The following is an 18,646-nucleotide window of genomic DNA, read 5'->3' on the forward strand; positions in this document are numbered from 1 at the left end:
TCTTACACCCACAAAGTTCTATTCACAATGAAAGTGGTTTTTTACCTTTAGGAAGAAAATTCCACCCAAATACATGTTCTAAAAGGAGGACAAAAAGAGCCGAGAAGGTCAAGGCGGTGAAGCTTCGAGCAGCGGAATGTATGTTTTTAATACATGAGCAGCACAGAAGTGAGCCAACGAAGAGATTCGACAGCTATTTTTCCCGGACTTTTTGAACATCCTTTTTTAATGTACCTTTACATTTTCCTTTTTAACATCCTTCAACCCAATAATCATGTCTTGCAAGATTTTGAGCCAGTGTTCCACTTCTAAGCCTTTCGTTTGGATTACAATTTTTAACCGATTACCTTCCATTCCGAGACTAATCATACGCCCAAATGAATTTCCTAATTGGAATAATTTATGGCCTTCAATCATTCCACTTGCATCTTCAGTTAATAAAATCGTGATATCCTGTTTTACCTGCTTGATTGATTGAATATGTTCTAAAATGGCATATACCTTTATCTTCGCAATTTGGAATAAATATGAAACCTCCACAGGATATTCACCAAATCGATCAATCATTCCTTCTTGAAGCTCCTCAACATCTTCCAGTGTAGTAATGCCTCTAAATCGTTTATACATATCAATTTTTTGACGCCCATCCGAAATATATGTGTCTGGAATATATGCATCAACTTCTACATCAATCTCCACATTAACTTGCTTTTCAGCCTTTGGATCGCCCATTCGCTCTTCAATCGCCTCTTTTAACATTTGAGAATACAGATCAAACCCTACAGAATCAATGAAACCATGCTGTTGAGCCCCTAGAATATTTCCTGCACCTCTAATGGATAGATCACGCATCGCAATTTTAAAACCTGATCCTAATTCTGTAAATTCTTTAATTGCTTGAAGTCGCTTCTCTGCAACTTCCGTTAACACCTTGTCTTTTCGGTAGGTAAAATAAGCATATGCTACTCGATTAGATCGCCCGACACGGCCTCGAAGCTGATAAAGCTGAGACAAGCCCATTCGATCAGCGTCATGAACAATTAATGTGTTCACATTGGGAATATCAACACCTGTTTCAATAATTGTAGTACTAACAAGCACATCATATTGTCCATCTAAGAAATTCAAGATGACTGCCTCTAATTCATTTTCTGTCATTTTTCCATGTGCATAAGCTACTCTCGCGTCAGGCACAAGCATCGAAATTTCTTCTGCTTTTCTTTCAATATCCTCAACTCGATTATAGAGAAAGTATACTTGACCATCACGAGCTAATTCACGTTCAATCGCCTCTTTTACAAGTCCACCATTGTATTCAACTACATAGGTTTGTACAGGGAAACGATTTTCTGGTGGTGTTTCAATAACAGATAAATCACGAACCCCCAGCATTGACATATGCAATGTTCTCGGTATTGGCGTTGCTGTCAGTGTTAATACATCAATATTAGCCTTTAATTGTTTGATCTTCTCCTTATGGGTCACACCAAATCGCTGTTCTTCATCAATAATGAGCAAACCAAGATCCTTATAGATAATATCTTTTGATAGTAAGCGATGGGTACCAATCACAATGTCTACAGTACCAACTTTAAGTCCTTTTAACACTTCCGTTTGCTGCTTTTTAGAACGAAAGCGACTTAATAACCCGATTGAAATCGGAAAGTCTTGAAACCGCTCCCTAATTGTTTCATAATGCTGTTGAGCTAATATCGTTGTTGGTACAAGAAAAGCGACTTGTTTTCCATCCATAATTGCTTTAAATGCAGCCCTAATTGCCACTTCTGTTTTTCCATAGCCAACATCACCACAAAGAAGGCGGTCCATTGGACGTTCCCTCTCCATATCCTTTTTAATTTCATGAATCGATCTAATTTGATCCTCTGTTTCTTGATATTGGAAGTTCGCTTCGAATTCTCGCTGCATCTCTCCATCTGGTGAAAATGAAAAGCCTTTGCTAGCTTCTCGTTCTGCATATAGCTTAATCAAGTCATCAGCAATATCCTGAACAGATGATTCTACTTTTTTCTTAACCCGCTTCCAATCCGTTCCACCTAGTTTATAAATTTTCGGTTCTTTACCTTCAGAGGCTACATATTTTTGAACTTGCTCAATTTGGTCAACTGGTACATAGAGCTTATCACTACCTTGATAACGAATATGTAAATAATCCTTATGGATTCCATTAATTTCAAGGGTTTCAATTCCAAGATATTTTCCGATTCCATGATTCGTATGAACAACATGATCGCCAATTTGTAGTTCTGAGTAGCTTTTAATTCGCTCGGCATTCGAAAGCTTTTGCTTCCTTTTTGATTTTTGCATTTTCTTTTTAAAAAGCTCTTCTTCTGTAATGACCGCAATTTTTTGAAGTGGTAATTCAAATCCAACTTGAAGATCACCCAAAACAATTTGTGCTCTCCCAGGGATGATATCTCCATCACTTTGAACAGTTGAAATATCTATATCATAATCCTCTAATACTTGCTGAAGTTTTTTAACTCGTTCTTCATTTGAACCTAAGAATACGACAGAGTAATTTCCTTTTTGCCAACGTTCCAGCTCCGATTTCAATACATGCATTTGACCGTGGAAATTTTGCATTTGTTTACACGATAAGTTTAGTATATTTTGTGGGCTAGTGTGTGGTACATGTCTTAAGAAAAGTGATAAATAAACAAAAGGATGATCTACCTTTTTTTGTACAAGCTTTGCAAATTTATGAGAAAGTAAGGTGTCATGGATAATTTCACCTTTAGCTAAAAGGCTCGTAACCCATTCTGCTTCTTCTTTATCAAGACTTTCAGACATTTCCTGTATTCTACTTATCTCGTCAAGGATGACGATACCGTTATCAGGTAAATAGTCTATTAAACTAGCAGGCTGTTCATAGAACATTGATAAGTATTTAAACATTTGCTGGATCATTTGACCATTTTTTAATTGCTCAAGCTCATATGAAATATTTTCGATGAACATCTCTTTTAACTTATCATCTTTTACCTTTTTTAGGCTTTTTGCTAGGCCTGCTTCGACAGCTTGTATTCCTTTAATAATCTGATCCTTTTGTAATAATACCTCAGTAGCTGGACCAATAATAATTGAATCTAATTTCTTTTGCGAACGTTGGTCCTCTAACGAAAATGTCCTAATTGAGTCTATTTCTGTATCAAATAGTTCAATACGAATTGGATTTTCTTCTGTTAATGGATAAATATCAATTATGCCACCGCGAATACTACATTCACCTGGGGCAGATACCATTGACACTCTTTCATAGCCCATTTGAATGAGCTGTTCTAGAAAATGTGAAATCTCAATTTCATGGCCAACTGAACATTCTAGTTGACTATTTGACCAAAGCTTTTTCGGAGGGACAAGTCTCTTCACTCCAGCTATTGGTGCTATAATAACTCCGTTAGGATGATGACTCCAGTAGTTAAGTGCCTCAATTCTTTGACCCTTTAATTCTGGGCTTGCTATACCAACTTCAGAAGCAATTAATTCATTGACTGGATAGAGGAAAACCTCATCTTCATTTAGAAGTACATTTAAATCTTCATAAATTTTTTGGGCTTGGTATAAATTATGTGTTACTACCAGGATTGGTTTATTCGTTTTTTTATACAATGCAGCGGTGAATACCGTACGTGCAGAACCAGAAAGTCCAGCTATTAGCTGTTCCTTCAATCCCCCATCTATCCCATTTTTAATTGATTTTATTTCATCATTGTTAATAAAGTACTGTTGTAATCCTGTTAACAATGCCAAACCCCCTCTCAAGAAAAGCGTAAGCGCTTAGACAGTAACACTAGTAAATTCCATTATTTTTTTCCTATAAATTAAATAGAAAAATGCTTTGGTTCAATATGCCAAAGCTTTTCCCCTTATTGAATTATTGAATGAATGTTTCATATTGATGCAAGTCAGGATTCCGACTCAATGCCTCCTGACAGTCCTCACAAATAGTTTTCACAAATATATCTCCATCCTGATTATACGAGATCATTTCTTGTCTCTCCTGATCTGTTAATAAATGAAAGCCTAGACTCTCACTATGGAGGGACATATTATCAATACTACCAACCTTAACACCGCAATGCCGGCAATTGTAATGTAGTGCCATATAAATCCTCCCACGATATACTACTAAATGCAATGTATTTCTAGTATAAACCGTTAAGAGAATCTTTATTCATTCGTCATTTATGAGTTAAAAGTATTCATTACTTGTAAAAATTCTGTAGTCAACCACTTTTCACATGCTTCTGCTGATCTTTCAATCGAATCCCTAACTTCATTTACTTCTTCAGCAGAAAAACGACCTAGTACATAATCTGCGATATTCATTCCATTCTTCGGTCGGTCGACCCCAATACGAATTCGCTTAAATTCTTGCGTTCCTAAGTGATGAATGATCGATTTCATGCCGTTATGTCCTCCAGCACTTCCCTTTTCCCTAAGCCGAATCTTCCCTACAGGTAAATCAAGTTCATCATATACTACGAGTATATCCTCTACATTGATATCATAATAATCCATTAGGGGTCTAAGACTTTCCCCTGATAAGTTCATATATGTTAGAGGCTTCAAAATTAGAACCTTCTCTCCCATTATCATACCCTGTCCATAAATCCCATTAAATTTTGATTTATCTACAGGTATATTTAATTTATCAGAAAGCCGGTCAATCGCCTTAAATCCAACATTATGTCTTGTCTCCTCATACTGCCTACCGGGATTCCCCAAGCCAACTATCAATTTCATGTCCATCCCCCTTTATTTACATACTATAGAGAAAAGGACGTAACCCAATAGGTTACGTCCAATCTATTTATTGACTGGTTTCTCTGCCCTCTACTGATTCGGGTATGCCAGGTTCCTGTTCTTCCCCTGTATTAATTTCAGCCTCTTGTCGTGGTGGCAAGATTGAAGCGACCACTTGTGAGGGTTCTTGGTTGATACTATATTTCCCTAATGTATCAATATTCTCAACAGTAATTACCTGCCCTACTGCAAGTGTAGAAATATCTATATCTATTGTTTGTGGAATATTTGCAGGAAGTGCTCTAATCGATAATTGGTGAAGTGATTGTTGAAGTACCCCACCATCCTTCACTCCTTGCGCTTCGCCCACTAGATTAATATTTACTTCCACATCAACCTCTGATTTCATATTCACAATATGAAAGTCAGCATGAATGATTTCACTTTTAATCGGGTCAGTTTGAAGATCAGATAGCATGACTGAATGCTGCTCATTGTCAACAGAGAGTTTGATAATACCATTTCTACCCGTTTGGCGAATTGTCTTAAGAAAGTCCGCACTATTTACATAGATTGGGTTGCTCAGATTATCACCATTAAGAATAGCTGGAATATTTCCACCCTCTCTTATTTTCCTAATCGTAGAATGCTTATCTTTCACTCGTTTCGTTGCTTGTAAAACTGCTGACATCATATACACATCCTTAGAATTTTATTATATTAATAAAATTCCCCTAAAGATGTTTGTCTAAACCCATATTTTATATTAATCAAATAATGTACTTACAGATTGCTCCTCATGTACACGAATAATAGCTTCGCCAATCAATGATGCAACAGAAAGTTCCTTAATTTTCCCAATCTTTTTCTCTTCAGACAATAATATCGTATTCGTTACCACTAATTCTTTTATTTTTGAGTTATCAATTCGCTCAATAGCAGGACCTGATAACACAGGATGTGTACAACATGCATATACTTCTCTCGCTCCATTTTCAATAAGAGCATTCGCCGCTAATGTAATTGTACCTGCAGTATCAATAATATCATCAATTAAAATCGCTGTTTTTCCTTCGATATTACCGATGATGTTCATTACTTCTGCAACATTTGGTCTTGGTCTTCTTTTATCAATGATCGCAATTGGAGCTTTTAGACGATCTGCCATTTTTCGAGCTCTTGTTACCCCACCGTGATCCGGCGATACGATGATGATATCCTCGAGATTTTTACTTTTAAAATAATCAGCAAGAATCGGCACACCCATTAAATGGTCAATTAAGATATCAAAGAAGCCTTGAATTTGTGGTGCGTGAAGATCCAATGTAATGACTCGATCAGCACCAGCTGTTTCCAACAAGTTTGCTACCAATTTCGCTGTAATCGGTTCACGTGCACGTGCTTTACGGTCTTGTCTAGCATAACCATAATAAGGCATAACAATATTAATCGTTTTAGCTGATGCACGACGAAGTGCATCAATCATGATTAACACTTCCATAATGTGTTCATTCACTGGAGCACTTGTTGACTGAATGACATATACATCACAGCCACGGATACTTTCTTCAATATTAATTTGAATTTCACCGTCACTGAATCGGGTTACTGAACACTTTCCAAGCCCAACTCCGACTGATTTTGCAATTTCTTCAGCCAAAGGCGCATTAGAATTTAGAGAAAAAACTTTCAAATTTGAATCACGGTACTGACTAGACATTATATAAGGACCTCCAATTAGGAATTATTCTTTTTAGAAAGACGTTCTGCGTAATTTTCTTTATTCACTTGATGAGCACGTGCAATAGATAGGGCATTTCCTGGTACTTCTTTCGTAATGGTTGAACCGGCAGCAACATATGCACCTTTTCCAACCGTTACTGGTGCAACTAAATTTGAGTTACACCCAATAAAAGCATCATCTTCAATTTTCGTTAAAAATTTATTCTTTCCATCATAATTAACAGTGATTGATCCACAGCCAATATTTACATTAGAACCAACTTCAGCATCACCAATATAGCTTAAATGAGAAGCCTTGCTGCCATTGCCAAATGATGCCTTTTTCACTTCAACAAAGTTACCAATTTTCACTTTATCACCGATTAGAGATGCAGGTCGAATATGTGCAAACGGGCCAATTGTTACATTCATTCCGATCTCACTATCATTTGCAACAGATTGGCGAATAACTGTACCATCTGCGATTTTACAATTTTTTATTTCAGTATTAGGGCCTATCTCACAATCCGATCCAATTTCAACTTCCCCCGTAATGACTGTACCCGGGTATAATACCGTATCCTGACCAATCATTGCATCGGCTGAAATATACGTATTATCAGGGTCAATAATCGTTACTCCATTAAGCATATGAGTTTTGTTTATTCGTTGTCTCATGAACTTTTCAGCTTGGGATAGAGCTAAGCGGTCATTTACACCTAATGTTTCATCGAAGGATGCTGTTTGATATGCAGAAACGATATCACCATTCTTTTTAAGAATCTCAATAACATCAGGTAAATAATACTCACCTTGCACATTCTCATTCGTAACATGCTTAAGTGCATAAAATAAAGCTTCATTATCAAAACAATATGTACCTGTATTAATTTCTTTAATTTTTCGTTCTTCATCACTTGCATCTTTATGCTCGACAATTCTCTCAACATGGCCTTGTGCATCACGAACAACTCTACCATAGCCGGTAGGGTCATCTGCAAGTGCTGTTAAAATAGTTGCTTTTGCACCCGCTTTTTCATGTTGGTCCAAGAGCGACTTCATTGTATCTGAAGTAATAAGTGGTGTATCACCACAAACAACAAGTGTGATCCCTTTTTCATGTTCAAGATGGGATGCTGCCTGCATAACGGCATGTGCTGTTCCAAGCTGCTCTGCTTGAAGCGCATATTCACTTCCTACACCTATTTGTGATTTTACCTTTTCTGCTCCGTGTCCAACTATGGTCACAAGCTTTGAAAGTTCCAACATTGATATTTGGTCAACAACATGTTGTACCATTGGTTTCCCACAGACAGGATGAAGTACCTTATATAATTTTGACTTCATACGCGTTCCTTGCCCTGCGGCTAAAATTACGCCATAACGATTTGTCATTTTTTAGGCCTCCATATTAAATTCGGATCAATTCCGAAAAAAGTTAACCTTTTTACCCATTACGAATATATCCTAAAAAATGACCTATTTCAAGGAAACTAATAGAAAGTACAATAATTTTTATTGGAAAAAGACAATAAATGAGGATTATTTCTACGTACGATAGAGGGAAAAGTAAAAAAGAGCCTATTTTTTTGTGTAGGCTCTTCGGTGTATTTATACCATTCTTTTATTACGATGCTCCTGCTTCTTCGAATTCAACTTCTAATTCACCTAAACGGTGATATTCAGCTAATACTGCATCTTGAATTTTCCCGCGAGTGCTAGAGTTGATTGGATGAGCGATATCACGAAATTCACCATCAGGAGTGCGTTTGCTTGGCATTGCAACAAACAAGCCATTATTACCATCAATTACACGTATATCATGAACAACAAATTCATGATCCAAAGTAATAGATGCAATCGCTCTCATTCGGCCTTCGGTATTTACGCGGCGTAATCTTACGTCTGTCACTTCCATTATGTTCACCACCTTTTCCCTAGATAGAAACTTAAATTATCTAATTCCACGAAACTTCTCATATTCCTGCTAATTCAGGAAAATTTTTTAAAAAAATTCATACTTTTTGGGAAAAGGGGTGAAAAAATGCAAAAAATGACTATTTTACTAATGCGATAACTTCTATTTCGACTAGAACATCCTTCGGAAGTCTTGCAACCTCTACGGTAGATCTAGCTGGTTTATGTACCGTAAAAAACTGTCCATACACTTCATTTAAATCTGCAAAGTCATCCATATTTTTAATAAATACAGTTGCTTTCACAACTGTTTCTAACGATGCTCCTGCCGCTTGAAGGACACCTTGAAGATTCTTAAAAACTTGTTCAGTCTGTTCCTTTATCCCTCCACCAATTAATTCACCTTCAGCAGTAAGTGGGATTTGACCAGAACTAAAAAACATATTATTAACGACAATTCCTTGCGAATATGGTCCGATCGCTTGTGGTGCTAGTTTGGTTTCTACTCTCTTCATTTTTCTTCCTCCTGCTCATCTTCTATTTTAATTTCATTTAAATAAGAGAAATAATTCCCTTCTGAAACCTCAATTTGCTTTTCCTTCACATTCACATCAGTTAATTTGACTAATGATATGTATTCATCTACTAATCGCTCTTCTATATCCTCGTCAGATTCTACTAGTACACCAATCCCCACTAAAGTAGCCTTGAATTCCTCTAACATGCTTACCATGCCATTAATGGTGCCTCCAGCTTTCATGAAGTCATCAATGATAAGAACATTTGAACCTTCTTGAAGGCTTCTTTTTGCTAGGACCATCGTTTGAATTCGTTTCGTTGAACCTGATACATAATTAATACTAACAGTTGGTCCTTCAGTTACTTTTGTATCACGTCTTACAATTACAACTGGAACATCCAAAAATGAAGCTACGGCATAAGCTAATGGAATTCCTTTTGTTGCAACAGTCATCACGACATCTATTTTTCGATTAGCATATATGGAAGCAAATATTTTCCCAATCTGACTAACCATATTTGGATTACCTAAAATGTCAGTTAAATACAGATATCCACCCGGAAGAAGTCGATCTGGATTCGCAATAACGCCACATAATGTTTGAACTAAGCTGTTTGCTTCTTCTTCTCCTACTAGCGGAACATATTTCACCCCACCAGCTGCACCGGCAACTGTAACCAATGTGCCAATTCCTTGTTGTTCGAATGTCTGTTTAATAATAGTCAAATCCTCACTAATTGAAGATTTCGCTGAATCATATCTTTCTGCAAAAAAGGTGAGCGAAACTAAGTGTTGAGGATGCAAGAGTAGGTGATTAGTCATATCAACCAACCTACCACTTCGACGAAATTTCATAGTACAACCTCCAAAAATACCGAATGTTTTACAGATAATATATCATTAATATACGCATTTATTCAATTGAGTTCCGTTCACCTAATATTCGAACTGCGTATACTTGATCACAGAAACCGCGTAAACCGTTATAAACTCTTTGCATTCTAGATTCACGTTGCACGAGGCCAAATACAGTAGGACCACTTCCACTCATTAAGACAGCATCTGCTCCAAACTTCTTCATCTGTTCCTTAATATGGGCTACCTCCGGATATAATTGTAGTGTAACGTCCTCTAATACATTTCCTACCTTACTGCAAATATCTTCAAATTCCTTATTCCGTATAGCCTCTATCATTCCGTCAACATCAGGATGTTTGATAGAGTCTAGGGAAAGGTTTCGATACACATCAGCAGTCGATACACCTATTGTTGGCTTCGCTAAAATCACCCAACAATGAGGTGGTGCTTCGATATGCTGAATCTTTTCACCACGACCTGTCGCAACAGCCGTTCCTCCATATACACAGAACGAAACATCTGATCCAATTTCCGCACCAATCTCAGCCAATGTATCAAGACTAAGGCCTAGCCCCCAAAATTTATTGAGTCCCCTTAAAGTTGCAGCTGCATCACTACTACCACCTGCAAGTCCAGCAGCCACTGGTATCGACTTTGTAATCGAAATAATAACACCTTTTTTAACATCATAACGCCTCTTTAACAGACTAGCTGCTTGATATGCCAAATTCCGACTATCATCTGGCACAAAACGGTTGTGAGAGATAACCTTTATTTCATCTCGGTTATGTTCCGATAATTCGAGCCGATCGGCAAGATCGATTGTCGTCATTACCATACGTACTTCATGGTAGCCGTCCGTCCGTTTATGTAATACATCAAGCGATAAATTAATCTTTGCCGGTGCCTTAACTAATAACTTCATACCATTCACCTACTTATAACGTAAATTCAATATTGACATTGTATCATAAATGAAAGAGAAAAAAACTCCCACCATCAAGGCCCGAGTTATCCAATCTTTACATATAAGGGTAATCGTGTAGACAAAGTTAAAGCCGAAGCATTTCGCTCCGGCGTCGTAGTCATTCGAAAAACACATAATTACTGGTTATCCATCTTGTTTGCAAGTTGTTGTTGTCCAATTTCAATTGCACGTTTCACCATATTTCCCGCATCACGTGCTCTTATTGCTCCCCAACCTTCATTTTTAACGGTGTCGTAAAAGCCAAGCTCCTTTGCTAATTCCTCTTTAAAGCTTTCAGACATTATCCCGCGACGTCTTCCCAATAATAGCAGCCCCTTTCATGAAAAAAACTACGACAATCATAGTATTTGAATGAAAAGGATATATTATCAAGAAAAAATGGTTATGTGCATCCCGGTCTTGGTAGTCACATAACCATCTTTCGTATTTAGTGTATTAAAAAAAAGTAAAAAAGCAGCAAACCTTTGTCTACTGCCCACTTATCGCTATACTCCCAGTTGTTTCATCAAAGAAGGTTAATTGAACTGTTTCAGTTAAAATATCCGCATAACTATAAGATACACGTTCGAAGGAATTCTCATCCTGGTCTAGTTCAATCACAAATACAGAGGGATACGTTTCCGCAAGCACTCCAGAGCGCTCAATTGTCTTTCTACGACCACCATTTGCTTTTAACGTTAGTCGTTTACCAAGATTAGTATCCAAAGACCTTTTAATATCCAGCAAAGTTTTTGCCATATCACTCCACCTCACTATTACTAGTATATCAACATACACATAATTAGTCAAGTAAATCTAAAATTATAACAGTGAAACAAAATATTTGTCAATGAATTTTTTCCTACAAATTTCTCCTTGACTAACAAATATTATGTGCATTTTTTTTTGAAATATGTACATAAAGTAAGAGTAGACATACAACACAATTGATACAAAGGAAAAAGAGATCCTAATGAAATTCATTAGTGATCCCTACTTCTCATCTTCATGCTTTTGAAAGGGCATCCCTGTTCGTAAGACACCTTTTGTTTCAATTCCACCAATCCCTTTTTCACCAGTCAATGTATTTCGAAGTACATCCCATACATTAATTCTTTCATCAAACGGGGTGAAGCTTACTTTTGCAACGATATATACTGGATCTAACGCATGGATATTTACTCTTTTAGGCGAACTGGCAAAGTTTGCACCCGCTTGTATAAGTGATTCAAAGTGTGACTGACAAGCACCTGCAAAAATGACGAGTTGATCAAGGTGTGGAATCTTTCTTCTTGCTGCTCTAACAGTTTGGGCATACTGACGGGAATATCGATATGCTTTAAGATCTGTTATTTTCCCTTTTGATTTGGAATATGAGTCATGACCGGTGATAACTAGTATATCTGGTCGATATTTGTCAATTAGACTCTCCACCTTATCAGGCATTTCCTTCTCAGTACAATGCACCCCATATACAGGCACTCCAATCCTCTCATATAGAGTCAAACATTTTTTCAAATAAATGGGGTCACCATCGATGTGAAGAACCCTTCCTGGCATCTGAAAATAATTATGATTATTTACATAACCTCCAGTGGCATTGTATTCATTTTTTTGTCTAATTAGATGGTAGTCTTGACGAAATAGATGATAAGAGCTGTCCACCTTATCCCGATCTAGTCGCTGCCTTTTTTGCCTCTCTTCATCATTGATTCGTAATACATCATGTAATGGGGCATCTGCAGCCAATCTAACATCTTCACCTAATAAATAGACAATCTCATCTTTCACTTCAATTACTCGAAATAGCACATCAAGATTATATGATTTTCGGGCTACAACGTCCCCTACTTTTATATTCATCACTTATTCACTCCATATTAGAGGACATATCCCCTAATTAGATTCCCTTCTTCACTAGCCTATGCGGCTGTGTAGAAAGTGGTGAAAGTGCATAAGTAAAATACCCTACGATTCATTTTGTTTATGAACTCGTAGGGCATTTCGTCTTTTCTAGATTAACTTAACATTCTATATAATTCGTCACTTAGCTTTCCAAATTCCTGAATTGACAGTGTTTCTCCACGTCTTTTCGGGTCTATATTTACATTAGCTAAGCAGCCTTCAACTACTTCCTTCTTTTGTTTACCATTTGGGAGATTAGATGTTAAGTTATTCAAAATGGTTTTCCTTCTTTGGGCAAAAGAAGCACGAACGACTTCAAAGAAGAAAGTTTCATTATCTACCTTCACCGCAGGTTCTTCCCGTTTAAGTAAACGAATGACTGCTGAATCAACATTTGGCTGTGGGACAAATACCGATCTTGGCACTGTCATGACTGTTTCTGCCGTTGTATAGTATTGTATCGCGATTGATAGAGATCCATATTCTTTTGTGCCGGGATTTGCAGAAATACGGTCAGCAACCTCTTTTTGAAGCATAACAACGATTCCTCTTAGTGGAAGATTATCAGTTAAGAGCTTCATAATAATCGGGGTTGTCACGTAATAAGGAAGATTTGCAACGACCATAATATCCTCTATCCCTTTCATTTCTGCTTCAATGATTGGCAGGACATCTGCTTTCAAAATATCCTCATGTATGACCCGAACATTTTCATAAGGAGAGAGGGTATCTGCTAATATCGGTAACAAACGCCCGTCTATTTCAAATGCCACAACTTTTTTTGCTCTTTTGGCAAGTTGTTCTGTTAATGCTCCTATCCCTGGACCAATTTCAATGACCCCGGTTGAATCAGAAACATTCGCATGATCAACAATCCGATGTAATACATTTGTATCAATTAAAAAATTTTGTCCTAAGCTTTTTTTAAAAGAAAACCCGTGCTTTTCAAGAATTGTTCTCGTTCTTATCGGTGTTGCAATATCTTTATTCACTATGCTTTTCCCCCTGTAGCACTTCAGCGATGGCTTTTCCAAAGCTCTCTTTTGAAATTTGAAACATTTGCAATCGCTTGTATAACTGCTTTCCGTTAGTATACCCAATATTCAATAGGACCCCAAGCTTTTCTCGTCGCTCTTTTGCCTTACTGCCTCCAATGAGTCCTGCATCAACTAATTCATCAAACTCTATTTCTGAATTAAATTCTTCAATCTCCTGTTTTACTTCATCAAGCGCTTTTCGTATGGCAGCAGGTGTTGCATGTTCGACACCCAATCCTTTTCCTGACTTTGCTATTGCCTCATTTTTTGGTAAAAACGCATGCTTACAGCCAGGCACTGCATGTGAAACAATCTTCCGAATTCGTTCACCTGGGTAATCAGGGTCTGTAAAAACAATGACTCCTCTAATTTCCTGAGCATGCTTTATTCGATCAAGCACCTCTTGATTAACTGCAGAACCGTTCGTTTCAATTGTATCTGCATCTACTGCACGTTTTATTGCGACTGTGTCATCTTTTCCTTCAACCACAATAATTTCTTTTATTTTCATTTTTTCCTCCAAAATATGAAACTTTTACTATGTTTCATTCGTCTAACATAATGAATACAAATATTACATAATTATAACAGAATACTGTAATACAAAAAAACAGAGGATTATATATCCTCTGCATGTAAAGTCAAATATACATTAATCTAGAATTTGAATTTTCACCTTTCTATGTCCCCAGCGGTACGCTTGAGACTTTTCAGGGAAAAATACATCAATTTTATTACCTTTAATACTTGACCCTTTATCAGCAGCAATTGCATACCCATATCCTTCTACATAGACTTTCGTCCCTAGAGGAATAACACTTGGGTCAACCGCAATGACTTTAACATTTGGGTTTGCACGCAGGTTGATACCTGTACTTGTAAAGCCTGAGCAACCATTACAATAAGCTGTATAAGCCGTTGAGTTAACATAGAACTCTTTTGCAACAGTTCCGTTACCGCGTGATACTTGACGGACAATTTCCTTTGTTCCGACAGCTACTACACGATCCTTGCTTTCCTTTAATGTTTCGGTACTAATTAGCTTTCTAGATACTTCTTTTCCGTTTTCAAACACAACTTCAAAATGCTTAGCAATTTTACCTTTTTCTCCAGCATGGAGTACTTTTTCCTTACCTTTGTTAATACTGCCGTCTTTTTTCTTGACAACCGCATACGCAACGGGTTCTTCCACTACATCGGTGACTTTTTCTACACGTATTACGTTTACAACACTATTTGCTGTAATCTGTTCTTCCATTGCTGGCTGGACTCGATCCAATTCATTTAGTGTGATCTCTTGACCTTTTAAAAAGTCAGCGACCGTAGTCGAAGTTGACCAAACCTGTTGTTTCTTACCACCATTATTCAGTGTTAGTTGAAATGCCTTACCAACAACAATTTCCATGTCTTTTGTTAGCTTCGCATCTAATCCAGGATTTATTTTATCGTGCTCATTTAATTGAATTTTTTCAGTATTAAAAAGATCAGCTACAGTTTTTTCTGTCGTCCATACCTTTTTACTTTGATCATTAACGACAATTTCGACTGGAATTGCTTCCTGCCATTCTATTTTCAAATTGTCCTTAACGGCTGTATCCATGGATGGTGATACTTCATCATACTTATTTACCTTGACATCATAGTCCTCTAATATGTCCGCAACAGTATTTGCATGCGTCCTTATTACCTGTTTCTCGCCATTCAGCGATAATGTAACTGTATCCTTCGTAGTTTCATAGGCTGCATAGCTAGTACCAGCTCCTGCAAATACTATGAGACTACTAATCGAGACTATTAATCTCTTTCTGTGTTTGGACTCGGAAAACAGTTTTTTCATGTTTTGTAACAAGATGAAAAACGCCTCCTTCTCTCACGTGGATTATATAGAGTATCTTATTTTCTGTCAACCCCACCCCTTTGAAATTTCGCCGTATTCAATATTATGCAAGAACAACTTTCAAAAAGGAAGGAATACTTGTCGACAAAGATATAGTATGAACGAAAGAAGACATGTAGAACTTTTTCTAATAAACTTAATAACGGACAAGCATCCCTATAAATTGACAATATTTACTATCATTTTATGCCGAAAAATCGCTTTGCATTTTCGGATGTTTTTGCGGCAATTTCTTCAAAAGGCAGACCTTTTAATTCAGCAATTTGTTCTGCAACATATTTTACATAGCTAGGTTCATTTCGCTTTCCACGAAAAGGATGTGGTGTTAAATATGGGCAATCTGTCTCAATTAACAAGCGGTCTAACGGAATTTCTGCTGCAACTTCCTTCGGTTTCTTTGCATTTTTGAATGTAACTGGACCACCAAAGGAAATATAAAAATTCATATCAATACACTGCTTCGCAACTTCAACACTACCCGTGAAACAATGCATGATACCTCCAACCTCACTAGCATTTTCCTCTTGAAGGATTTCCATTATATCAGAGGTTGCTTCCCTGTTATGAATGATAATTGGTAGTTTTACCTTTTTTGCTAGTGCAATTTGTTTGCGGAATACTTCTTTTTGGATATCCTTTGGGGACTTGTCCCAATAATAATCTAATCCCATCTCTCCAAGCGCAACTACTTTTGGATGTGAACATAGTTCTTCAATCCATTTTAAATCCTCATCTGTCATATCAATGGCGTCAACTGGATGCCAACCAACTGTTGCATAGATAAATTCATATTGTTCCGCTAACTCAATTGCTCTTGTAATCGTTTCACGATCAAATCCAACAACAACAATCGTGGTCACACCTTCACTTTGAGCTCTTTCTATGACCTCCTCAAGGTCCTCATTATATTGAATCGCATTTAAATGGGCGTGTGTATCAATTAACATTTTCAAAACTCCCTTTTACGTATTCTGCGTTGATTATAAAAATTCCTTTTTTAATATTTAAAAGGGACAGAAAAGCTCTGTCCCTCCTGTATTATTTTACTTTCGATCCGTTTGGTAGAGATTGATCAATTGTAGCAACCGATAATTTTCCATCCTCTGAACCCGCTAAAATCATCCCTTGAGAAAGTTCTCCTCGTAGAGTTACAGGCTTCAGATTTGTTACACAAATGACTTTTTTACCAACTAATTCTTCAGGTTTGTAATATTGTGCAATCCCTGAAACAACTTGACGCTTCTCAAACCCTAAATCTAGTTGAAGCTTTAAAAGCTTATCAGCCTTCTTAACAGGCTCCACTTCAAGCACTTGCGCTACACGTAGCTCAACCTTCATAAAATCATCAATTGTGATTTCATCAGCTTTTGGTACTTCCTTCACAGGCTCTTCCTTAGGTGTCCCACCTTGCATTTGATTTTTAATGTATTCCACTTCATCCGCAATTTCTAAGCGTGGGAAAATTGGATTACCTTTTGTAACCATGATTCCTTCTTCCGTCACACCAAAATCAGCTAAACTTTCCCACTTCATCAAAGCTTCATTCGTAAAGCCAAGTTGTTCGAAAATCAGCGATGGTGTTTTTGTTAAGAAAGGTTGCAACATGATTGCAGAGAAACGTAAAGATTCAGCTAAATGTGACATAATGGAACCGAGTACATCCCTTTTAGCCTCATCCTTTGCAACAGCCCATGGTTGAGTTTCATCAATATACTTATTTGTCCGACTAATAAATTGCCATAGAGACGTTAGTGCAACTGAAAACTCCATATTCTCCATTGCATCTTCATATTTTTTAACCGTATCATGGGCAAAGGCTTCCAATTGACCATCAAATTCTGTCTTACTACCAGTAAATGTAGGAATCTTTCCATCAAAGTACTTTTGAATCATTGCCACCGTACGATTAAGGAGATTTCCTAAGTCATTTGCTAAATCAAAATTTATTCTTTCTACAAAGCCTTCTGGTGTAAACACACCGTCAGCTCCGAATGGTACTTCACGTAATAAATAATATCGTAATGCATCAAGTCCATAGCGATCAATCAATGTTACAGGATCAACTACATTACCTTTAGATTTTGACATCTTCCCATCTTTCATTAATAACCAGCCATGAGCAAATACCTTTTTAGGCAGAGGGAGATCTAATGCCATTAACATAATCGGCCAATAGATCGTATGGAATCGAACAATTTCTTTTCCAACAAGATGTACATCAGCTGGCCAGTATTTTTGATAATTTGTATCATCGTTCGAACCATAGCCTAATGCTGTAATATAATTTGAAAGTGCATCAATCCAAACATACACGACATGCTTAGGATTGCCCGGAACCTTTACACCCCAATCAAACGTTGTTCTAGAAACGGCTAAGTCCTCTAAACCTGGTTTAATAAAATTATTAATCATTTCATTTTTCCTAGACTCTGGTTGGATAAATGTAGGATTTTCCTCATAAAATTGCAAAAGTCGATCCGCGTATTTACTCATTTTGAAGAAATAAGATTCTTCTTTTACCATTTCGACTGGTCTACCACAGTCTGGGCATTTTCCATCTTCAAGCTGTCTTTCGGTAAAAAATGATTCACAAGGCGTACAATACCAGCCTTCATATTCATCTAAATAAATATCCCCTTGTTTGACTAGCTGATCAAAGATTTTTTCGACAATTTCTTTATGTCGAGTTTGTGTCGTACGAATAAAGTCATCATATGAAATATCGAGTTTTTTCCATAAATCTTGAATACCTGAAACAATTTCATCAACATATTCTTGTGGAGTTACACCCTTTTCTTCAGCGGCACGTTGAATTTTTTGCCCATGCTCATCCGTACCTGTTAAAAACCTTACATCGTACCCACGCAAACGTTTATAACGACACATTGCATCTCCAGCAACTGTCGTATATGCATGTCCAATATGTAATTTCCCACTAGGGTAATAAATCGGTGTTGTTAAATAAAAAGTCTTATTTTCTTGAGTCAATTTGACCCCTCCTATCGAGAAAAGTGCAAGCGCTTTGGTCAGACCTGACAAGCATAAGACGAATCATA

At 37.1% G+C, this 18,646-nt stretch carries 18 protein-coding genes; all 18 read right to left on the reverse strand.

The window, feature by feature from the left end:
* Positions 1-225: 225 nt before the first annotated feature.
* The 18 genes from mfd to metG all read right to left on the reverse strand — a co-directional run bounded on the left by mfd (position 226) and on the right by metG (position 18,578).
* Entirely contained in the window at positions 226-3,765 is a 3,540-nt protein-coding gene (mfd, locus tag MJG50_RS16490; protein WP_240256849.1) for a transcription-repair coupling factor, read from the reverse strand.
* 130 nt (positions 3,766-3,895) lie between these two features.
* Positions 3,896-4,126: an anti-sigma-F factor Fin gene (gene fin / locus MJG50_RS16495; RefSeq protein ID WP_240256850.1), complete on the reverse strand. Its 231-nt coding sequence runs from the start codon at positions 4,124-4,126 to the stop codon at positions 3,896-3,898.
* A gap of 80 nt (positions 4,127-4,206) precedes the next feature.
* A complete protein-coding gene (pth, locus tag MJG50_RS16500; protein WP_240256851.1) occupies positions 4,207-4,767 on the reverse strand; it encodes an aminoacyl-tRNA hydrolase in 561 nt (186 codons plus the stop codon).
* Positions 4,768-4,834: 67 nt separating this feature from the next.
* Positions 4,835-5,458 carry a 50S ribosomal protein L25/general stress protein Ctc gene (locus MJG50_RS16505; protein ID WP_240256852.1) on the reverse strand — a complete coding sequence of 208 codons (624 nt, stop codon included), beginning with the start codon at positions 5,456-5,458 and terminating at the stop codon, positions 4,835-4,837.
* A 75-nt stretch (positions 5,459-5,533) separates the two neighbouring features.
* On the reverse strand, positions 5,534-6,487 hold the full coding sequence (locus MJG50_RS16510) for a ribose-phosphate diphosphokinase (RefSeq protein WP_240256853.1): 954 nt from the start codon (positions 6,485-6,487) through the stop codon (positions 5,534-5,536).
* 17 nt (positions 6,488-6,504) lie between these two features.
* Complete coding sequence (gene glmU / locus MJG50_RS16515; RefSeq protein ID WP_240256854.1) at positions 6,505-7,884, reverse strand: bifunctional UDP-N-acetylglucosamine diphosphorylase/glucosamine-1-phosphate N-acetyltransferase GlmU; 1,380 nt, start codon at positions 7,882-7,884, stop codon at positions 6,505-6,507.
* 232 nt (positions 7,885-8,116) lie between these two features.
* Entirely contained in the window at positions 8,117-8,407 is a 291-nt protein-coding gene (gene spoVG / locus MJG50_RS16520; protein ID WP_026562422.1) for a septation regulator SpoVG, read from the reverse strand.
* Between the two features lie 139 nt (positions 8,408-8,546).
* Positions 8,547-8,921: a RidA family protein gene (locus tag MJG50_RS16525; RefSeq protein WP_240256855.1), complete on the reverse strand. Its 375-nt coding sequence runs from the start codon at positions 8,919-8,921 to the stop codon at positions 8,547-8,549.
* Positions 8,918-9,781 carry a pur operon repressor gene (gene purR, locus MJG50_RS16530; RefSeq protein WP_240256856.1) on the reverse strand — a complete coding sequence of 288 codons (864 nt, stop codon included), beginning with the start codon at positions 9,779-9,781 and terminating at the stop codon, positions 8,918-8,920. Before purR ends, MJG50_RS16525 begins: the two co-directional genes overlap by 4 nt.
* Before the next feature lie 58 nt (positions 9,782-9,839).
* A complete protein-coding gene (ispE, locus tag MJG50_RS16535; RefSeq protein ID WP_240256857.1) occupies positions 9,840-10,709 on the reverse strand; it encodes a 4-(cytidine 5'-diphospho)-2-C-methyl-D-erythritol kinase in 870 nt (289 codons plus the stop codon).
* Positions 10,710-10,888: 179 nt separating this feature from the next.
* A complete protein-coding gene (locus MJG50_RS16540) occupies positions 10,889-11,074 on the reverse strand; it encodes a small, acid-soluble spore protein, alpha/beta type (protein ID WP_240256858.1) in 186 nt (61 codons plus the stop codon).
* Positions 11,075-11,240: 166 nt separating this feature from the next.
* Positions 11,241-11,510, reverse strand: a complete 270-nt coding sequence (gene veg, locus MJG50_RS16545) for a biofilm formation stimulator Veg (protein WP_240256859.1) — start codon at positions 11,508-11,510, stop codon at positions 11,241-11,243.
* Between the two features lie 234 nt (positions 11,511-11,744).
* Entirely contained in the window at positions 11,745-12,614 is an 870-nt protein-coding gene (gene yabG, locus MJG50_RS16550) for a sporulation peptidase YabG (RefSeq protein ID WP_240256860.1), read from the reverse strand.
* A gap of 155 nt (positions 12,615-12,769) precedes the next feature.
* Positions 12,770-13,648 (reverse strand): 16S rRNA (adenine(1518)-N(6)/adenine(1519)-N(6))-dimethyltransferase RsmA, encoded by an 879-nt coding sequence (gene rsmA / locus MJG50_RS16555; protein ID WP_240256861.1) that lies wholly within the window; start codon positions 13,646-13,648, stop codon positions 12,770-12,772.
* Complete coding sequence (gene rnmV, locus MJG50_RS16560; protein ID WP_240256862.1) at positions 13,641-14,204, reverse strand: ribonuclease M5; 564 nt, start codon at positions 14,202-14,204, stop codon at positions 13,641-13,643. Before rnmV ends, rsmA begins: the two co-directional genes overlap by 8 nt.
* 141 nt (positions 14,205-14,345) lie before the next feature.
* Complete coding sequence (locus tag MJG50_RS16565; RefSeq protein WP_240256863.1) at positions 14,346-15,542, reverse strand: resuscitation-promoting factor; 1,197 nt, start codon at positions 15,540-15,542, stop codon at positions 14,346-14,348.
* Between the two features lie 227 nt (positions 15,543-15,769).
* Positions 15,770-16,537 carry a TatD family hydrolase gene (locus tag MJG50_RS16570; RefSeq protein WP_240256864.1) on the reverse strand — a complete coding sequence of 256 codons (768 nt, stop codon included), beginning with the start codon at positions 16,535-16,537 and terminating at the stop codon, positions 15,770-15,772.
* Between the two features lie 91 nt (positions 16,538-16,628).
* A complete protein-coding gene (gene metG / locus MJG50_RS16575) occupies positions 16,629-18,578 on the reverse strand; it encodes a methionine--tRNA ligase (RefSeq protein WP_240256865.1) in 1,950 nt (649 codons plus the stop codon).
* Between the last annotated feature and the right edge of the window lie 68 nt (positions 18,579-18,646).

The organism is Fredinandcohnia quinoae (assembly GCF_022427965.1).
GTDB classification, from domain to species: domain Bacteria; phylum Bacillota; class Bacilli; order Bacillales; family Bacillaceae_L; genus Ferdinandcohnia; species Ferdinandcohnia quinoae.

What these genes read in the sequence shown, in the direction of transcription:
- MJG50_RS16525 (WP_240256855.1), bottom strand. Translation starts at nt 8,921, where the DNA reads ATGAAGAGAGTAGAAACCAAACTAGCACCACAAGCGATCGGACCATAT.
- MJG50_RS16570 (WP_240256864.1), bottom strand. Translation starts at nt 16,537, where the DNA reads ATGTTAATTGATACACACGCCCATTTAAATGCGATTCAATATAATGAG.
- purR (WP_240256856.1), bottom strand. Translation starts at nt 9,781, where the DNA reads ATGAAATTTCGTCGAAGTGGTAGGTTGGTTGATATGACTAATCACCTA.
- MJG50_RS16505 (WP_240256852.1), bottom strand. Translation starts at nt 5,458, where the DNA reads ATGTCAGCAGTTTTACAAGCAACGAAACGAGTGAAAGATAAGCATTCT.
- MJG50_RS16510 (WP_240256853.1), bottom strand. Translation starts at nt 6,487, where the DNA reads ATGTCTAGTCAGTACCGTGATTCAAATTTGAAAGTTTTTTCTCTAAAT.
- glmU (WP_240256854.1), bottom strand. Translation starts at nt 7,884, where the DNA reads ATGACAAATCGTTATGGCGTAATTTTAGCCGCAGGGCAAGGAACGCGT.
- yabG (WP_240256860.1), bottom strand. Translation starts at nt 12,614, where the DNA reads ATGAATATAAAAGTAGGGGACGTTGTAGCCCGAAAATCATATAATCTT.
- ispE (WP_240256857.1), bottom strand. Translation starts at nt 10,709, where the DNA reads ATGAAGTTATTAGTTAAGGCACCGGCAAAGATTAATTTATCGCTTGAT.
- pth (WP_240256851.1), bottom strand. Translation starts at nt 4,767, where the DNA reads ATGAAATTGATAGTTGGCTTGGGGAATCCCGGTAGGCAGTATGAGGAG.
- fin (WP_240256850.1), bottom strand. Translation starts at nt 4,126, where the DNA reads ATGGCACTACATTACAATTGCCGGCATTGCGGTGTTAAGGTTGGTAGT.
- spoVG (WP_026562422.1), bottom strand. Translation starts at nt 8,407, where the DNA reads ATGGAAGTGACAGACGTAAGATTACGCCGCGTAAATACCGAAGGCCGA.
- rnmV (WP_240256862.1), bottom strand. Translation starts at nt 14,204, where the DNA reads ATGAAAATAAAAGAAATTATTGTGGTTGAAGGAAAAGATGACACAGTC.
- veg (WP_240256859.1), bottom strand. Translation starts at nt 11,510, where the DNA reads ATGGCAAAAACTTTGCTGGATATTAAAAGGTCTTTGGATACTAATCTT.